Genomic DNA, 16815 nt, shown 5'->3' with positions numbered 1-16815 from the left:
AATTAGCAGAGATTTTCAAATGTTCATCGAAGCAAAGCAGCAGATGAATAGAAGGAAAATCTATCAGTGGACTGATACTTATCCCTCCCTAGAAATCTTAGCGAAGGATATCGAGAAAAAGGAACTGTTTGTGTTGAAGGATGAAAATAAAAACATTGTAAGTGCCGGTGTTTTGTCAGTTGACTCATTGTCAAATTGTAGCAAAGAATATCATGGGATAAGAACGATTCAGCGACTCGTTGCGAGACCATCTCAAGCGGGGCAAGGCTTTGGCCGCCAGTGGATCAGAAGCTGTTTGGAACAACAGTGTGATGAAGGGGAAACACTTCTTTCAATCACAAATCATACCAATCTGCCCATGCAGCGATTATTTGTAAAAACAGGGTTTTTAAAGGTTGGTGAAACGACCATTGAGGGTCGGGAAGCCTTTGGTCCTTTTTATATATTCAAGAGAAATAGGTGATTTTTTGAGTAAGATAACGATTTTAGGTAGTGTGAACATGGATATCGTGATCACGACAACACGAATGCCGAGGATCGGCGAAACGATCATTGGGGAGCAAATTGATTATTTTGTCGGGGGAAAAGGAGCAAATCAAGCAGTGGCAGCTTCTCGTTACGGTGCATCAACAAAATTTTTAGGGAAAATCGGGGAAGATACTTTTGGGGAAAAGGTTCTTCAGCACCTCAGCAGAGAAGCTCTCGATTTATCGGCTGTTTCCCGTGAAAAAAATATGTTCACAGGAATTGCGAGTATTTTTAAATTAGCAGAGGATAATTGTATCACTGTCGTCCCCGGTGCGAATGGGCTGATCGATGAAGCCTACGTTCAGCAAACAATCAGTGAACTTTCACAAGGGGATATCTTACTTACTCAACTGGAAATTCCTGTGGAAACAATCAAAAAAGCATTGATTCTTGCCAAGAAAAAAGGAGTTCTAACGATTTTGAATCCTGCTCCTTACAATGAAATCGTACCGGAACTCCTGCCATATATTGATATTTTGACACCAAATGAAACGGAATTTGCCGCTTTGATCGGTAAAGAGGCCATTTTGGAAGACGAAATTGAGCAGATCATTGCTGATTGGCAAAAAAACTACGCTACGCGAATCGTTGTCACACGAGGAAGCAAAGGGGTAACATTTGTAGAAAAGTCACAAGTTGTGACGATTCCATCGAACAAAGTTTCAGTTGTAGACACTACCGGTGCGGGGGATACCTTTAATGGCATCTTGGCAGCCGCTTTAGGGGAAGGAGCGGATTTTTATAAAGCCGTTTCTATGGCGAATAATGGAGCTAGTCTGTCCGTTCAAAAGCTGGGGGCTCAAACAGGGATGCCACTGAAAAGTGAAATAGAAGAGTTTATGAAGCAGCAGGTTGATTCATTTACCTGAAAGACTATGTACAATTAACAAACGACTATTCCTGAAAAAAGGCATCTGCAGCTCTAAAAAGAAGCGCAGATGCCTTTTATATAGGTAAGATTTATGCGGTGAAAACAACTGTTCCTTGATAAAAGCTTTTGCTAACGAAGCCTTTGCGGGCAACGAATTCTGCCGTACAAGCAGCTGGTGTCAGTAAGAAATCAGCCGAATCACCAACCTTAGGCCATTGCTGCGCACCGTTTTTATCCAATGGCACTTTGCCATCCGTGACTAAACCTAATGCTTGCGTCAAGTCTTCCTGACTTTTGACGGCAAAAATCTCTAAATAGCGGGCCAGTTTTTCTTGTAAAGAACCATCTCCTAGAGAAGACCAGGAATCATAGACGTTGTCGCAACCAATATGAACAGCAACGCCATAGCTTTGCAATTCTTTAAGCGGTGGAATCGTGCAAGGGCTGATGGGAATACTTGAAATGATATGGATCTCTAAATCTGCTAAGGCTTGAAAGACTTCTTTGCGTTCTGCGCCTTCAAAGTCATTTAGACCAAAGGCGTGACTGATCGCCACTTTTCCTTGCATATTGAATTCCTTCGTCAAACGAATCATTTCTTTGACGGTCGCTCTGCTAGCTTCTTGCCGATCATGAAGATGGAGGTCAATCCCGACATGCCCTTTTTGAGCAAGTTCAAAAGTTGTCCGTAAGGAAGTTTTATAGTCTTGATCGAGTGTATACGGATCAACACCGCCAAGAAAAGAAGCTTTGCCCGTTGCTAAGGCTTCTTCAATCAAAGAAGCAGCATTTGAGCGCAATAAGCCATGTTGTGGGAATAAGACCAACTCCGAGCCAAAAGGTTGTTCGGCAACTAATTCGGTAATCGTATCAAAATAACGCAGCTGAGTCATTGGTTCAATATCAATATGTGAGCGGAACATCACCGCACCATGAGGCAGTTCTAAATCGATCAGCGCTTGTCCGCGTTCTTTGATCGATAACGGCAAGGCATCTAATTGGGGAATCTCAGTTTCAAATCGTTCCACCAAGCTAGCTGCCGGCGTTACTGGACGCCAAGGAGTACCTAATTTACTTTTGTCCAAATGACAATGTTTTTCGATCAATCCTGGCAACAATAACTGATTTTCCCCATCAATGATCGTCGCTTCGCTTGATGCCTGCCATTCGGTCATCGGCACGATCTCCGCTATTTTTCCATCATTGATCCCGATTGCTTTATTTTCTGTTTTGGTTCCATAAGACCAATCGCCTTCTTTTAAATAACTCGTCTCAAGTTGTACGTTTGTAAGCCATAAATCCAAGAAATCGCCTTCTTTCGTGTTTGCTTCATGGTATCATACATTCGCTGCTCGGCTCTAAAGAGATGCTTGTGGCAAAAGGACGAAGTGCTGAGCCTTGCAATCATTGGCTAGAAGTGTAGGATAGAAACTAAGTGAAGATAACGAGGAATAAACCAAAAGACTTGGAGGATAAAGGATGAAGAAAAACGACTTTCTATTGACAGCTGATGAGCTGTCCCATCAGAAAATGGAGTATCTAGAAACATTGTTCGCTTTAGGAAATGGGCAAATCGGCGTCCGTGCAGGGCATCCTTTGAAGGTCAATCAACTGTATCCAGGAAATCCTGGGGCGTTTGTCAACGGCTTTTTTGACAGCGAGCCGATTCAGTATGGCGAATGGGCTTACGGGTATGCAAAAGAACATCAAACGATTTGCAAACTGCCCAACTTGCGTGGAGTTATTTTGAAAATCGGCGAGGAGGATTCTTCGGTTGAGGAATGGCAAGTCGAACGAACCCAAATGAGTCTTAAATTAGCTGATGGGGTTCTAACGGAGAGTTACCAGATCACTACTCCGACTGGAAAGTCTTTTGAGTTGGGGTTAACTTCGTTTGCGTCAATGACGCGCAGTGAACTCTATGTTTGTCGCTATGAAGTGATAACAGCCGATTTTTCAGAACCGATCGAACTCTCCCACACATTAAATCAGCAATTCTCTGTCAATAAAACAGATGATCCTCGAGTTGCCAGTAAGAATCATCAATTGGAAAAAGAACAAATGGGCGCATACCAAGTATGGACAGCACCAAATAGTCAAAAGAAAATCGCTATTCAGCTACATCAAGAAAAGCAGCATTTGACTGTTGGAGAACCGTCAACTTCGATTTTTCAGGTCAAATTGTTGCAAAGGATTGGTGAGACACCATTTCAGCAGAGCGTCGACAAGTTTTCTGTCTTATTAAAAGAACAAGCGGATTACTATCAATCTTTCTGGCAAGCCAGCGATATTCAAATTGTGGGTGATGACTATTTGCAAAAAGGGATTCGATTCAATTTGTTTCATTTGAATCAAGGTGCTGGGCGTGATGGGAAAACGAATTTTGCCGCAAAAGGGCTGACGGGTGAAGGATATGAAGGCCATTATTTTTGGGATACAGAAATGTATCTGCTGCCGTTCTTCATTTATACGAACCCCGAGATAGCCAAAAGCTTGCTTTCCTATCGTGCAAGTATTTTGCCGCAAGCCAAAAAACGAGCACAAGAATTGAATCAAGCAGGGGCCTTGTTTGCTTGGCGCACGATTGACGGGAATGAAACGAGTGCCTATTATCCAGCAGGTACAGCACAGCTGCATATCAATGCCGATATCGTGTATGGCTTTCAATTATATGAACGTATCACGGGTAATCAAACCTTTATTGAAGAAATTGGTCAAGAAGTCGTTTTTGAAACAGCGAAATTCTGGTTTCATTATGGCACGTTTGCTATAAAAGAAGGACAAGAGCGATTTTGTATTCATGGAGTGACAGGACCAGACGAATACAGCGCTTTGGTAAACAACAATTTTTATACAAACAAAATGGTACAAAATAACTTACGCTATGCGGTCGAACTGGCAAAACGCTACAATGTCTATCAAGAAATGATTGCCGATTGGGAAAAAGCGGCTGACTTTATGTACTTCGGCTATGACGAAGAGCGGCAGTTAACGAAACAAGATGATTCGTTCTTAGATCAAGCGCTGTGGCCATTTGAGGAAACACCATCTGAGAATTATCCGCTTCTGCTTCATTATCATCCAATGATTATTTATAAGTATCAAGTATGCAAGCAAGCAGATACGGTTTTAGCAGAGATGCTGTTTACCCATGAATTTTCAGCAGATCAATTAACAAGAGACTATGACTATTACGAGCAGGTGACGACCCATGACTCCTCGTTGTCTCGTTCCATCTTTAGTGTGATGGCTAGCCGAATCGGCGACACTGAAAAAGCGTATCGCTACTTCATGGATACTGCACTGATGGATCTCAACGATTTGCAAAAGAATGTTGTAGATGGTGTTCATGCAGCCAATATGGGTGGCAGCTGGTTGAGTTTGATTTATGGTTTTGCTGGTCTGACCTATGATCGCGGACTTCATCTGGCGAATCATTTGCCGCAGAAAATCGAATCATTGACGTTTACGATCACTTATCAGCAAGAAGCAATCAAAGTGAAGCTTCAAGGAGGAGAAATCGAATGCTGGCTGCTGCCTGATAGCAAGCTGCACATTGTCAAAGAGAAGCATGGACTTTGGATCCAGTAATACACCTCGATTATCGCTGTTTAGTTATAAGAAGCTTGTTCCATTAAATAGAACCAGTCCCGTCGCAAGGATTTTCGCTTGCGGCGTTTTTTTTTGACTTATTTCATAAAACTTCTTGTAGAAATTTCCCTTAATGAAAGGGAAGATATACCTATGGAGGTTGTTTGGGTTTGACTCTAAACTAGTAAGCGAGGGAGAGAGAGATGGAAAAATTAAGCCTATTGTTGTTAAGAACACTTTCGGAGCATGACGGTTTTATGACGAGTAAAGCGGCTGCTGCCGAGTTGGGTGTTAGCAGGAAAACCGTTCGCCGTTATGCAGAAGAAATCAACCAGCATCATGAACGATACGGTTGTATGATTCAAGCGAAAAAAGGGAGTGGGTTGTATTTACAAATAACGAACGAAGAAGCTTTTCAGCGAAGGAAAGAACAAGCGTCCCACAATGACGACTTTGTTTCTAGAATTATTGAATTCTTTATTCAAGAAGAAACGTATATTAAGTCCGAAATGCTTTGCGAACGCTTATTCATTTCTCAAAGCAAGCTATCTCAAGAATTGAAAAAGCTGCGACGGATACTAAGCCATTACCAGCTCTCCATTCAAACGAAGCCGTATTACGGAATGAAACTTAGCGGTAGCGAATTTGATTTGAGACGGTTTATGGCTAGTAATTATTTGCAAAGAACCCATATCAAGCAGTTAGAAGAGGGCACAATCAGCGAAGATACACCGTCGCTTCTTCACCAGCAGATAAAAGCGATCGTTTCGTCGGAGTTTTCGCAAAAAGCCTACCCCATGTCGGAGGCTATTTTGAACAATCTGGTAAATCATTTAGCGATCGCTGTCTTACGCATGCAAAGCGGCCGCTACTTAGATCGAAACCTACCGATCAGCGGCAGGACCAATGATGAACAGACATTACTAGGAGAGCGAATCATCGCCAGAATTGAAAAAGAGTGTGCTGTACAATTTACCGAATACGAGCGAAATTATGTTTTAGGGCAAATCGTTGGCAAACGAGTAGTCCCTAGAAATGAAAAGATGACTGTTTCAGATGAAGCAGCAGAATTGGTCAGCAAAATTTTAAAAGCGATCAAGGAAAGCCGCCAAATCGATTTCAGTAAAGACTTGGATCTGCAAACGATGTTGATGTTGCACTTTGCTCCGCTGATCGATCGGATCGAATTGGGGATCGAGCTGAAAAATCCTTTGTTGAATGAGGTGAAGGTACACTGTAATGTCGCTTATGATTTAGCCATCATTGCCGGTCAAGTCATTGCAAAGCAATTTGAAAAGACCATCAGTGATCATGAACTCAGCTATTTGGCGATGCACTTTGATGTGGCTTTAAATAAGAAAGATTCGCAAACACAGCGCAAATATATTTTAGTGGTCAATGACCTCGGCCGAGCGGCCAATACCTTCCTTAAAGAGAAATTTGAGTTTTATTTTCGCAATTATATCAAGAAAGTCACGGTATGCAATCCATATGAATTTTTGCAAATGATCGAAGAGCAGGAGTTCGATTTTATCTTTTCTTCGATTCCACTTCCTTACGAAGGAACGATTCCTGTTATGAATGTTGATTATTTTATGCAACCGGATATGATCAAAAAGATCGAAGCCGCATTGGCCGCTGTCTTCACAGAAGAAGTGCTTTTGAACTACTTTAAGGAATCGTTATTCATCTGTGAACAAGAATTTGAAACAAAAGAAGCGGTGTTGCATTTTTTATGCCAACAAATCAAAGAACAGTATTCAATGCCTGAGAATTTTGAAACCTTAGTTTTTGAACGAGAAGCCTTTTTTGGAACCGATTTCTTGCCGTCAGTCGCTTTCCCTCATCCCAATGCACTGATTGGTTCAGAAACGGTGATTGCCGTTGCAAACTTGAAAAAGCCAGTGTTCTGGTACAAACAGACGGTTCGTCTCGTTTTCTTATTAGTGATTGCTGAACAAGATCACTTAAAAGTGAAACCGTTGAATGATCATTTGATCAAACAATGTTCTTCGTTGGATAAAGTAAACAAACTAGCTGCGACAACGGACTTTATGACGTTCATAAATTATTTAAAGGAGTAGTATATGACAAATGAAAAAGTAACCTTAGAAGGTGCGTATAATTTTCGCGATTTTGGCGGCTATCGGACCAAAGAGGGCAAATACGTAGTGACTGGAAAACTATACCGCTCAGACGAATTGAGCAAATTGACAGAAGCCGATCAGAAAAAATTAGCAGCTCTGGGAATTGAGAAAATTATTGACTACCGCAATGCCCAAGAAAGAGCAGACAATGAAGACAAACCCATTGGGAATGCTCAGATCCTTTATTTGACGCCAATTGCTGATATTGCTGCTTTAGCTTCTTCAGAAGAAGGGGAGCCAATGGCGCTTTCTGCAGAAAAAATCACCGCCGAAGTTGCAAAAGAATTGATGATTCGGCAAAATTATGAATTTGTTGAAAACAGTCAATGCAAGACCGTTTTTAAAGAAGTATTGGACATTCATTTGGAAGCTGAAGGTGCAGTGGTTCAGCACTGCCGTGGTGGCAAAGACCGCACCGGGTATGGGGTTGCCCTGATTCAGTTACTGTTGGGTGTCAGTTATGAAGAGGTCATGGAAGATTATCTGCTGACCAACGAGTACAAAAGGGAGAAAAATACCAAGAGTCTCAAGCTGATACAAGAAGAAACGAACAACCCCGATTTTGTGGCAGCAATGCGATACTTCAAAGAAGCTGATCGGTGTTTTTTACAAACCGCTTTGGATTTGATTGAGGCTCATGGGGGGATTGAAACGTATGTAAAAGAAGAACTGGGTTTTTCACAGCAGAAAATCCAGCTGCTTAAAGATAAATACTTGCGGGATTAAGTGAAGGAGGACCTTATGAATACACTGAAAGATAAAATACTAGCTGCAGCCGTTCAAGTACAAAACAATATTTATATGAAAGCCATTGCCAATGCAATGATGGGCTTAATGCCCGTCATGATGATCAGTTCCATTGCTTCCTTGATCAATGCGATCGACATCGGGGCAACGCAACAGATAATGGAACAAATCGGTTTGAAAGCATTATTAACCCAAGTCAACGCGATGACGATCGATGTCGTTTCCGTTTATGTCGCCTTTCTAGTTGGCTATAAATTAGCCGAGCATTTAAATGCGGATCAACTAAATGCCGGTATCATGAGTTTGGTATCATTTTTGATCTTGAGTCCGATTTCGACTTTAGAAGAAACCCGTACGATGGAGTTGTCGACCCTTGGTTCCGGTGGGATGTTTGTCGCCATGTTTGGCGGATTGTTGGGTGCCAGAATTTACATTTTATGTGTACAGAAGAATTTGATGATCAAAATGCCGGATTCGGTACCGCCGATCGTCAACAAATCCTTTGCAGCGATCGTGCCAGCAATTATTGTTTCCGCCATTATGGGCATCATTTACGTGGGCATGGCGGCAACTCCTTACGGCACGCTGACAGATATGATCTATACTTGGGTACAAGCTCCATTGACCTTGCTAGGAGCGAATATTTTTGCTTGTATGATCATTGTGGCGTTTATCGAATTTCTTTGGTTCTTTGGCATTCACGGAGTGTTGGCTGTTTATCCGATCTTGATGTTGGTCTTTTACCAACCAGGGCTTGATAATCTGGCGGCGTACAGTGCCGGCCAAGCATTACCACATTTGTTTACGATTGGGTTTATTTTGAACAATCGCGGGGCTCGTTCATTTGCAGTCGCTTTATTGGCTATTTTTGGCTGCAAATCAGAGCAGCTAAAAGCTGTTGGTAAAATTGGTTTGATCCCTTCCATGTTTGGTATTTCTGAGCCAATCAAATTTGGGATTCCTCAGGTGATGAATATCAGAATGCTGCTTCCCTTGATGGTAACACCGGCTGTTTCCGTGTTGTCAGCATATCTCTTAACAATTGTCGGCTTTTTGCCTTATCACAATGGAGTCAATATCCCAACTGGATTTCCGATTATTTTCGGTGGCTTCTTAGTGAATGGCTGGCAAGGGATCATTGCACAATTGATTCAATTTGTCTTATGTGTCATCATCTACATCCCTTTTATGCGTCTGCAAGACAAAGCAGCACTCGCTGAAGAAAAGAATCTGCAAACCCAAGCGGCAGTCGTTGAGTAACAAATAACGAGAAAATGGAGGAACAATGATGAAAAAAATAGTATTAGTTTGCGCTGGCGGCATGTCTACTGGCGTCTTAGTAAATAATATGAAAAAAGCAGCGCAAGAAAAAGGAGAAACGGTGGCGATCGATGCGTTCTCCATTGAATCGGTCACGACTGCAGCCAAAGATGCTGATTGCGTACTGTTAGGACCGCAAGTTTCTTACCGATTAAATGAAGTCCAAGGCTTAGTTGCTTGTCCAGCAGCCAGTATCGACATGCGCACCTATGGCATGATGGATGGAAAAAAAGCATTGGAACAAGCACTTGAACTAATAGGAGAGTAGAATGGAAGAAAAAGAACAAATTTGTTTTCAGATTATCTCGCAAGCGGGTATGGCAAGAAGTTGCTTTTTTGAAAGTATTCAAAAAGGAAGAGAAGCCCAGAATCTGGCTGCACTGCAAGCAATCGAAAAAGGAAAAGAACACTATCATGAAGCCCATTTGGCACATCGGAAGTTAGTTCAACAAGAAGCACAAGGGGACAAAGTTTGGATGTCCTTACTATTAAGTCATGCGGAAGATCTTTTGATGAGCGCAGACATCATGAGTGAGCTTGCAAAAGAGTTTCAAGGGTTGTATGAAGAAATTCAGGCAATTAAGCAAACGATTCAGTCTACTGGCTCCTAACCGAAAATCGCAATAAGAAAAAGAAACGAAGTGTCAGTCCTTTGACAACACACTTGGTTTCTTTTTGCTTAAATTTGACACGCAAGTTGACAGGATTGCTTGAAGGTGTAGGATAGAAGAAAGATGGAACCTTAAATCAAACCAAGGAGTCGGACGATGAAAGCTTTCAAATCCCATACCGCACTTTTGATCATCAGCAATACGATCACGATCATCCCGTATCTTTATTTTTTATCTTTGAGCAAAGAGCAGTCGCTAAGTGCAGCATTAGCCTTTGCGCTCTTTTATACCTTTCGCATGACAGGGGTCTTTTTCTTACAGACGCTTACGGCGCTTTTCGCACCATCGCTCTTAGCAGCCAGTGTCTTGATCGGCGGCGCCGGCGCATTGGTAGGTATCTTGAGCACTCGGTGGAGCGCTGCACTCTTGCCAGCTGCTGGTTTGTTGGGGATCAGTGCTTCTTGGTTGCCGCCAGCTGACCTGATGGTACGCCAAAAAGCCAAGCTCACTGAACAGCCGCTGAAAAATGATTGGAAGGAGGCGCTGTTCTTTCTTTTCGTTTTATTGTTTGCCTTACGGTTGCCTGATGACCTTCAAGGCATTGGTCTATTTGGCAGTTATCTTGCACTCTTTGTGCTTGCGGCTAAGAGTAGTCAAACCTTCAAAAACCTACCGAAAAGACCGCTGATGCAGCGCAACCAGTTATTCAACAAGCAATTTTTGTTGTATTTCTTTTTCTTTCTCTTACTGTTTGGCTTGCGAGCAGCCAGGCTGATCAAGTCGAATGCCCTCTTTGAGTGGGCGATCACTGGTTTCTTGTTTCTCTTTGCTTTGCTGCTGATCACTTTAACGAAACGCAGTAAGTCGTGGAGACAGCCGCTTCACTTGAACATCCTCACCTTTATTCGGGGAGTGATCGGTAACTTTCTTTTTCTTTTCGGCTCGGTCTATGTTACCGGTCGATTTGGGGCACAAGCGCTCAGTACTCACGTTTACTTGCCTTATGCACTGGGCCTCTTTGGCGCAATGTTTCTCGGAGGAAAACTCGCACGCTTGCTAGAAAAACAGTTAGTACCGGCGTATTTGCTTGGATTGATGGTTGGTGTTCTTCTATTTAGCAGCGATCTTTTGATCCCAATAAGTTTATTTGTCATTAGTTTCTTTAATGCGGGATTGAATCAATGGCTCACGAAACAGTATTTGGCGGCAAAACCGGAAGCAATTGAACAGCAGAGCTTAGCCAAGTATGCCACACAAAGCAAAGGAAGTCTGGTACATCAATTTCTTTTGATGACACTCCTATTTGTCATTCTTCGTTTTGAACATCAGCCGCTGGCTTTCTTGTTTCAGCTATCAGGAACGACGGCAACGAATCAAACCTCAAGGATCCAAAGCTTTTTAGAGCCAGCAAAATGGGGCTCGATTGCAGGATTACTGTGTTTGCTAGTAGGTGGACTGGTGGTTTTTCGTAGGAATCGTAAAGAAAAATGATGGAGAAATGATTTGGAGTTGATTCGGTTTCATCGACAAAGAGAATGTTAAGTAGTTTTGTATCAACTAGAAAAAAAGATGAAACCAATTATAGGGAATAAAGTCTAAGAAAGAATAATGAACGGTAACTTGAATCGACAAATGATGGCATATATGCTATCATTTGTATATGGACAAACCTAAGTTTGAGTTTTATGAGCGACCAAATGGACACAATGAATTTATTGAGTTTTTTGAACAGTTACCTGAGAAAGACCAGAAAAAAATGTTAGCAGTCATTGCGAATGTGGAAGAACATGGAATACTGATCGCTCAAAAAATGAAATGGGTGAAAAAACTGGGAGATAACCTATTTGAGCTGAGATCAGGAATTGGAGGAAACATTCAAAGAGCTTTATATTTTCATTGGCTAGGTTCTAAATTCATTATTACCCATGGTTTCACCAAGAAAACGCAGAAGACGCCAATTCAAGAAATAGCAAAAGCGATAGAGATCCGAAAAGAATTTGAGGAGGAGATCAAAGATGCCAACAGTTAAATTCAATGATTTTTTAAAAGAAAAAATGAAAGACACTGAATTCAAAGCTGAATATGAAGCTGAAAAAGCGAAACTTGCTAGTGCTGTAGCATTGATGAAAGCGCGAGAAAGTGCAGGACTCACACAAAGAGAACTTGCAGAGCTCGCCGCTGTTCCTCAGTCAACCATTGCACGTATTGAGAGAGGGGATAATACAAGTTTCGAAACATTATCCAAACTTGCTTCCGCCCTCGGAAAAACCCTGACCGTTAGTCTAGTTTAGGTAACGCCTTAGTTATAGATAAACCAAGCGAATATTCTCAAAAAGCAGACACTGTCTTATTTCTAGACGGTGTCTTTTTTTGAAATCGCATAAAAACCGAACGTTCAGCGTTTTATCTTCCTTTATGATAGTGAATTTTATTGCACTATTTTCGAATAGCGTTAAAATAAGAACATCGTGTTAGTGAAAAAGGAACATTAAATGAACGGCTTTTTCCTGACAATGTCTTAGAGAACGGGGGAAATCAAACAAATGGCAACCATTCGCTATTTTAAAGGAGATGTTTTCCATACGCCAAGTGATGGAAAATTGGAGTATATAGAAGAAGCTTTGATTCAAGTCGATGACGCAGGGATCATCACAAAAGTCACTGCTAAAACAGATCAAGGGTATGAGTCAGAGCTGGCGAAAGCATCAGAGAATCTGCAGACTTTATCTGCAGGCCAGTGTTTTTTACCAGGGTTTGTCGATCTGCATGTCCATGCACCACAATGGCCGCAAGCAGGGATCGCGTTAGATGAACCGTTAAATGTCTGGTTAGATGAATGCACGTTTCCGCTGGAGGCAAAATATGCCGATCCAGCATTTGCCAAAGCTGTCTATCAGGATTTGGTGGCACAGCTGTTAGCTAGAGGAACGACAACGGTTCTTTATTTTGCAACGATCCATCTAGAAGCGAGCCTTCAATTGGCGAAGACTTGTGCCGCTCTTGGTCAACGGGGATTAGTCGGAAAAGTCGTTATGGACGATCCCCAAGCCAATCCTGCTTTTTATCGGGACGCGTCAACAGAAGAGGCATTAGCGGATACAGAACGTTTTATTCAAGAAGTACAAGCAATCTCAAAGACTGCACCTCAAGGCGTTTATCCTGTGGTTACTCCGCGATTTGTCCCCAGCTGTACCGATAAAGGCTTGGCAGGGTTAGGCGCATTGGCTGAAAAGTATGATGTCCATGTTCAGACCCACTGCAGTGAAGGGCAATGGGAACATGACTTTGTTCAAGAACGATTTGGCAAAACGGATACCGAAGTGCTGCAAGATTTCGGCTTGTTGCGAGAAAAAGCAGTGATGGCTCATGGCAATTTCATCAGCCCAGCTGACGGCGCCCGTTTTGTCGAAAGCGGCGCCGCAGTTGCGCACTGTCCCATCTCAAATGCCTACTTTGCCAATGGTGTGATCCCAATCAAGCGCTTGAAAGAGCAAGGGGTCACGATTGGGTTAGGGACGGATATCTCCGGTGGTTTTTCACCGAGTTTGTATGACAACATCAAACAAGCTGTGATGTCTTCGAGAATGTTAGAAGATGGTGTAGACGTCACGCTTCCCCAAAACACACGAGGAGTAGCTGATTCTCGTATATCCGTGATCGATGCGTTCTCATTGGCGACAAAAGGCGGCGGTGAGGCACTGAAATTACCTGTAGGTGTCATCAAAGAAGGTTATGCGTTTGATGTGCAAGTGATCGATACGCGACAAAAAGAAAATCCTTTGCCTGACTTCGGTGTGTTCACCTCACCCGAAGCAAGATTACAAAAAATCCTGTACTTAGCAACGATGCAAAATATTCGCCAAGTCTGGGTCCAAGGAAAAAAAGTACACGAAAAACGAGGAGAATGAGACAGTGGAATCAACGAAAAACAAACATTTAACGATCGGAATGAATGAAGACATTCCCTTTGGTCAAGCAGTACTTTTAGGGTTGCAGCATGTGTTGGCAATGGACGTGTATGTGCCGCCATTTATTATCGCAACGGCGGTGGCGATGTCCTCTTCAGACGCATCAGGTTTGATCCAATCGACCTTTTTAGGAGCAGGGATCGCTTCTTTGATCCAAGTCCTCTTTTTCTTGAAATTACCCGTATGTCAAGGACCATCCTTTGTACCCGTTGGAGCGATCATCGGTATTTATTTTGGTGCCAACGGTATGGACACGGTGTTAGGAGCTAGCATTGTTGGTGCTGCAGCAGTCATTTTACTAGGTTTTACGGGCATTTATAAGTATATCGTTCGTCATTTTATTCCTACGATCGTGAGTGGGACGATCATTATGATCGTTGGTTTGACGCTGCTGCCAACGGCATTTACCAGCAATATCTATCCTGCCACTGAAACACTAAGTGCCAATCAAAACATGTTGTTAGCTGCGATTACTGCGGCGATTTTGATCTTGTTTTCTATGTTAGGTGATTATTTTCCGGGAATGGGAAAATACTTCCGAATCAGTTCAGTCATTATTGCATTGGTTATCGGTACCGTGATTGCTTCCTTTATGGGGGGCGTTGATTTTCAGTCGGTGGCGGATGCTTCTTTCTTTAGTCTGCCAAAACTGGTATTTCTAAACTATGGCCTGCACTTTGATGTTTCAGCAATCTTAACGATGCTAGTGATCTATATGGTGCTCCTAGCAGAAACAACAGGAACTTGGTATGCGGTCAGTTCTGTGACAGAAGAACCTGTTACGGATGAACAGATCAATAAAGGCGTGATCGGCGAAGGATTAGGCTGCTTGGTTGCCGCCTTAGTAGGAACGACCCCTGTGACTGGTTATTCTACCAATGCAGGGATCATTTCGATCACAGGGGTTGCTAGTAAAAAAGTCTTTGTGATGGCATCTGTCTGGTTTATCCTATTGTCCTTCATGGGAAAACTTTCAGCCTTGATTCACGCAGTACCTTCTGCTGTCATCGGCGGCGTGTTCGCGGTCGTCTGCGTCATTATTTTGTTGAGCGGCTTTCGGGTCATTAAGAATGAAGAGTTTTCCGAGCGGGAGTTGTATATTATCGGGGTACCGTTGATTATTGCCATCGGCTTGTTGTTTCTGCCAGCAGAAATCAAAGAATCTGCGCCTCAATTCTTACAATATTTATTAGATTCACCGATTGCTTTAAGCGCTATTGCGGCGATCGTCATGAATAAATTGATCCCAGTGAAGAAAAAATAGGAAGTAAATGAGGAATGAGACCTTGTCTCGTTCCTTCTTTTGTTACAATCCTGTGTAAAAAGAGGGTTTTTTGTAATATAGGAAAGGTTTTCTAAGGTTAACTGGTTTACCTAAAAACAAAATAACTGTAATGTTAAAAATTACAGCAGAGAAAAGCTTGATATGATAGTCTTTTCCGATTCTTACGAAACGTAAGGCAACTGTCGTTTTCGTAATCATCTGTAATGATTTCTTTACCTATGAAATATTCTTCGGTGTTAGACTTGTTTATGCGCTTGAGTCATCTCAAATGACGCAAAATGAGTTTCAAAGAAGGAGATTTAATTATATGAAGTCTTTAAAAACTGTTTTACTTAGTACAGCTGTCCTTGCCGGTTTCGGCCTTTTCTTAGGTGGGAAAGACGCCTTTGCAGACGAACAATACACTGTTCAATCTGGTGATACATTATCAACAATCGCTACTAACTTTTATGGTTATAGCTCTGATGATACGATCAATGCGATCGTTGAAGCAAACGAGATTGCTGATAAAAACTTGATTTTTGTTGGGGAAGCATTGATCATCCCTACAGATGGCACTGCAACTTATACAGAATCTGCAAACACGACTGCTGCAGCAAGTGTCCAACAACCAAGTGAACCAGCAGCTTCACAATCAAGCAACACACAATCTGCTGCTGCAAGCACTCAAAGCAGCTCAAGCTATAGCTCTTCAGCTAGCGGCTCAGAAGCTTCAGCAAAAGAATGGATCGCAAACAAAGAATCTGGTGGTTCTTACACAGCGACAAACGGACAATACTACGGTCGTTACCAATTAACCAACTCTTACTTAAATGGTGACTATTCAGCTGCTAACCAAGAAAAGGTTGCCGATGAATATGTTGCATCACGTTATGGTTCTTGGTCTGCTGCCAAAGCATTCTGGGAAGCAAATGGTTGGTACTAAGATTCTAAAATGAATCTTGTCCATGACATCTAGTAATCAATTGCCCTTATTGGCGAGTACATCTTACTCGCTGATGAGGGCTTTTTTGTATCTTCTGAGAGAGATGAATGAATGTAACGCCGCATGCCACTCTCAAGAGTCATTTTCAGGCGACATGCCATTGATAAAAAATCCCTTTTTCCACGACAACCATGTATAATAGTAGGAAATAGAGCAGAAAGCGATTCAATCTGTCAAAATTGAGACAGAAAATGGCGGTTTTGATAGCAGAAAGTGGGGGAAACACAATGAGTACATCGATTGAAGATAAAATTGCACAAAAAATGCAGCGATTTCAAGCATTTGGGGAAGGTTTGCCGGGAGCCAAAGTCTATTACCGCGAAGATTGGGATGCAATCTACTTTGATTTAGTAGGAAAACAGTTTGGGATCATGAGTCCGCAAGCAGAAGAAACAGCGTTTTTGACTTTGAAAAATCTGCCCGAGGTCAACGAAACGCTGCGAGAGCAATTTCCTGACGTCATCATTCCGGGGTATTATGCCAATAAGACCCATTGGAATACCATCAAGTTGGCATCTGATGCCTTGATGGAAGAAAACATCGAACAAATGATTTTGGTTTCCTACGATCTAGTCAAACAAAAACTGACAAAAAAACAAAAAAGTGAGCTGGAAAACAGCGAATCGTAAGTCAAAGATTTAGCGACAGAAAATAAGGAAGACCCTCTTGAGGATCATCATAATCCCTTTATTATTCGTTATTTTCGCCAACATTTATGCAATATTTTCAAAGAGCTTTCATGAAAGCTCTTTTTGTTTTATT

Annotated in this window: 16 protein-coding genes; 15 read left to right on the top strand and 1 reads right to left on the bottom strand. The window is 42.2% G+C overall.

Annotated elements, in window-relative coordinates; translation table 11 throughout:
• The first annotated feature begins 19 nt into the window (after positions 1 to 19).
• The gene (locus tag FJU10_RS04620; protein WP_140965277.1) at positions 20 to 463 is read left to right on the top strand and encodes a GNAT family N-acetyltransferase; all 444 of its coding nucleotides are present in this window, start codon (positions 20 to 22) and stop codon (positions 461 to 463) included.
• Between the two features lie 4 nt (positions 464 to 467).
• Entirely contained in the window at positions 468 to 1397 is a 930-nt protein-coding gene (gene rbsK, locus FJU10_RS04615; protein WP_140965276.1) for a ribokinase, read from the top strand.
• A 91-nt stretch (positions 1398 to 1488) separates the two neighbouring features.
• Here rbsK and FJU10_RS04610 read toward each other — a convergent pair whose 3' ends face one another.
• On the bottom strand, positions 1489 to 2703 hold the full coding sequence (locus FJU10_RS04610) for an amidohydrolase family protein (protein ID WP_140965275.1): 1215 nt from the start codon (positions 2701 to 2703) through the stop codon (positions 1489 to 1491).
• Between the two features lie 175 nt (positions 2704 to 2878).
• On the opposite strand from FJU10_RS04610, the gene FJU10_RS04605 reads away from it, so the two are divergent.
• The 13 genes from FJU10_RS04605 to FJU10_RS04545 all read left to right on the top strand — a co-directional run bounded on the left by FJU10_RS04605 (position 2879) and on the right by FJU10_RS04545 (position 16682).
• A complete protein-coding gene (locus FJU10_RS04605; protein ID WP_140965274.1) occupies positions 2879 to 4990 on the top strand; it encodes a glycoside hydrolase family 65 protein in 2112 nt (703 codons plus the stop codon).
• Positions 4991 to 5193: 203 nt separating this feature from the next.
• A complete protein-coding gene (locus FJU10_RS04600) occupies positions 5194 to 7074 on the top strand; it encodes a BglG family transcription antiterminator (protein WP_077452004.1) in 1881 nt (626 codons plus the stop codon).
• Between the two features lie 3 nt (positions 7075 to 7077).
• The gene (locus tag FJU10_RS04595; RefSeq protein WP_077452002.1) at positions 7078 to 7863 is read left to right on the top strand and encodes a tyrosine-protein phosphatase; all 786 of its coding nucleotides are present in this window, start codon (positions 7078 to 7080) and stop codon (positions 7861 to 7863) included.
• 15 nt (positions 7864 to 7878) lie between these two features.
• Positions 7879 to 9144, top strand: a complete 1266-nt coding sequence (locus FJU10_RS04590) for a PTS sugar transporter subunit IIC (RefSeq protein ID WP_008380631.1) — start codon at positions 7879 to 7881, stop codon at positions 9142 to 9144.
• 28 nt (positions 9145 to 9172) lie between these two features.
• Complete coding sequence (locus FJU10_RS04585) at positions 9173 to 9472, top strand: PTS sugar transporter subunit IIB (RefSeq protein WP_010749922.1); 300 nt, start codon at positions 9173 to 9175, stop codon at positions 9470 to 9472.
• Between the two features lies 1 nt (position 9473).
• Positions 9474 to 9815 carry a PTS lactose/cellobiose transporter subunit IIA gene (locus tag FJU10_RS04580; RefSeq protein ID WP_061053195.1) on the top strand — a complete coding sequence of 114 codons (342 nt, stop codon included), beginning with the start codon at positions 9474 to 9476 and terminating at the stop codon, positions 9813 to 9815.
• Between the two features lie 156 nt (positions 9816 to 9971).
• On the top strand, positions 9972 to 11306 hold the full coding sequence (locus tag FJU10_RS04575) for a hypothetical protein (protein WP_140965273.1): 1335 nt from the start codon (positions 9972 to 9974) through the stop codon (positions 11304 to 11306).
• Positions 11307 to 11475: 169 nt separating this feature from the next.
• Positions 11476 to 11844, top strand: a complete 369-nt coding sequence (locus FJU10_RS04570) for a type II toxin-antitoxin system RelE/ParE family toxin (RefSeq protein ID WP_060791427.1) — start codon at positions 11476 to 11478, stop codon at positions 11842 to 11844.
• Entirely contained in the window at positions 11831 to 12106 is a 276-nt protein-coding gene (locus FJU10_RS04565; protein ID WP_005228477.1) for a helix-turn-helix domain-containing protein, read from the top strand. Before FJU10_RS04570 ends, FJU10_RS04565 begins: the two co-directional genes overlap by 14 nt.
• 252 nt (positions 12107 to 12358) lie before the next feature.
• Positions 12359 to 13723 (top strand): guanine deaminase, encoded by a 1365-nt coding sequence (gene guaD, locus FJU10_RS04560; protein WP_140965272.1) that lies wholly within the window; start codon positions 12359 to 12361, stop codon positions 13721 to 13723.
• 40 nt (positions 13724 to 13763) lie between these two features.
• A complete protein-coding gene (locus FJU10_RS04555) occupies positions 13764 to 15047 on the top strand; it encodes a uracil-xanthine permease family protein (RefSeq protein ID WP_077452248.1) in 1284 nt (427 codons plus the stop codon).
• Positions 15048 to 15375: 328 nt separating this feature from the next.
• Positions 15376 to 15993, top strand: coding sequence for a LysM peptidoglycan-binding domain-containing protein (locus FJU10_RS04550; protein ID WP_008380639.1), 618 nt, complete (start codon positions 15376 to 15378; stop codon positions 15991 to 15993).
• Between the two features lie 287 nt (positions 15994 to 16280).
• The gene (locus FJU10_RS04545; RefSeq protein WP_140965271.1) at positions 16281 to 16682 is read left to right on the top strand and encodes an MmcQ/YjbR family DNA-binding protein; all 402 of its coding nucleotides are present in this window, start codon (positions 16281 to 16283) and stop codon (positions 16680 to 16682) included.
• Positions 16683 to 16815: the final 133 nt, after the last annotated feature.

This window comes from Enterococcus sp. OL5, from assembly GCF_006491895.1.
GTDB lineage: Bacteria > Bacillota > Bacilli > Lactobacillales > Enterococcaceae > Enterococcus_D > Enterococcus_D innesii.
Note: the sequence above shows the minus strand (reverse complement) of the source record. Positions and strands in the feature narration are given on the sequence as shown.

Excerpts from the sequence above, each read along its gene's own strand:
- FJU10_RS04620 (WP_140965277.1), top strand. The coding sequence starts at position 20 with ATGTTCATCGAAGCAAAGCAGCAGATGAATAGAAGGAAAATCTATCAG.
- FJU10_RS04605 (WP_140965274.1), top strand. The coding sequence starts at position 2,879 with ATGAAGAAAAACGACTTTCTATTGACAGCTGATGAGCTGTCCCATCAG.
- FJU10_RS04600 (WP_077452004.1), top strand. The coding sequence starts at position 5,194 with ATGGAAAAATTAAGCCTATTGTTGTTAAGAACACTTTCGGAGCATGAC.
- FJU10_RS04595 (WP_077452002.1), top strand. The coding sequence starts at position 7,078 with ATGACAAATGAAAAAGTAACCTTAGAAGGTGCGTATAATTTTCGCGAT.
- FJU10_RS04590 (WP_008380631.1), top strand. The coding sequence starts at position 7,879 with ATGAATACACTGAAAGATAAAATACTAGCTGCAGCCGTTCAAGTACAA.
- FJU10_RS04585 (WP_010749922.1), top strand. The coding sequence starts at position 9,173 with ATGAAAAAAATAGTATTAGTTTGCGCTGGCGGCATGTCTACTGGCGTC.
- FJU10_RS04580 (WP_061053195.1), top strand. The coding sequence starts at position 9,474 with ATGGAAGAAAAAGAACAAATTTGTTTTCAGATTATCTCGCAAGCGGGT.
- FJU10_RS04575 (WP_140965273.1), top strand. The coding sequence starts at position 9,972 with ATGAAAGCTTTCAAATCCCATACCGCACTTTTGATCATCAGCAATACG.
- FJU10_RS04570 (WP_060791427.1), top strand. The coding sequence starts at position 11,476 with ATGGACAAACCTAAGTTTGAGTTTTATGAGCGACCAAATGGACACAAT.
- FJU10_RS04565 (WP_005228477.1), top strand. The coding sequence starts at position 11,831 with ATGCCAACAGTTAAATTCAATGATTTTTTAAAAGAAAAAATGAAAGAC.
- guaD (WP_140965272.1), top strand. The coding sequence starts at position 12,359 with ATGGCAACCATTCGCTATTTTAAAGGAGATGTTTTCCATACGCCAAGT.
- FJU10_RS04555 (WP_077452248.1), top strand. The coding sequence starts at position 13,764 with ATGAATGAAGACATTCCCTTTGGTCAAGCAGTACTTTTAGGGTTGCAG.
- FJU10_RS04550 (WP_008380639.1), top strand. The coding sequence starts at position 15,376 with ATGAAGTCTTTAAAAACTGTTTTACTTAGTACAGCTGTCCTTGCCGGT.
- FJU10_RS04545 (WP_140965271.1), top strand. The coding sequence starts at position 16,281 with ATGAGTACATCGATTGAAGATAAAATTGCACAAAAAATGCAGCGATTT.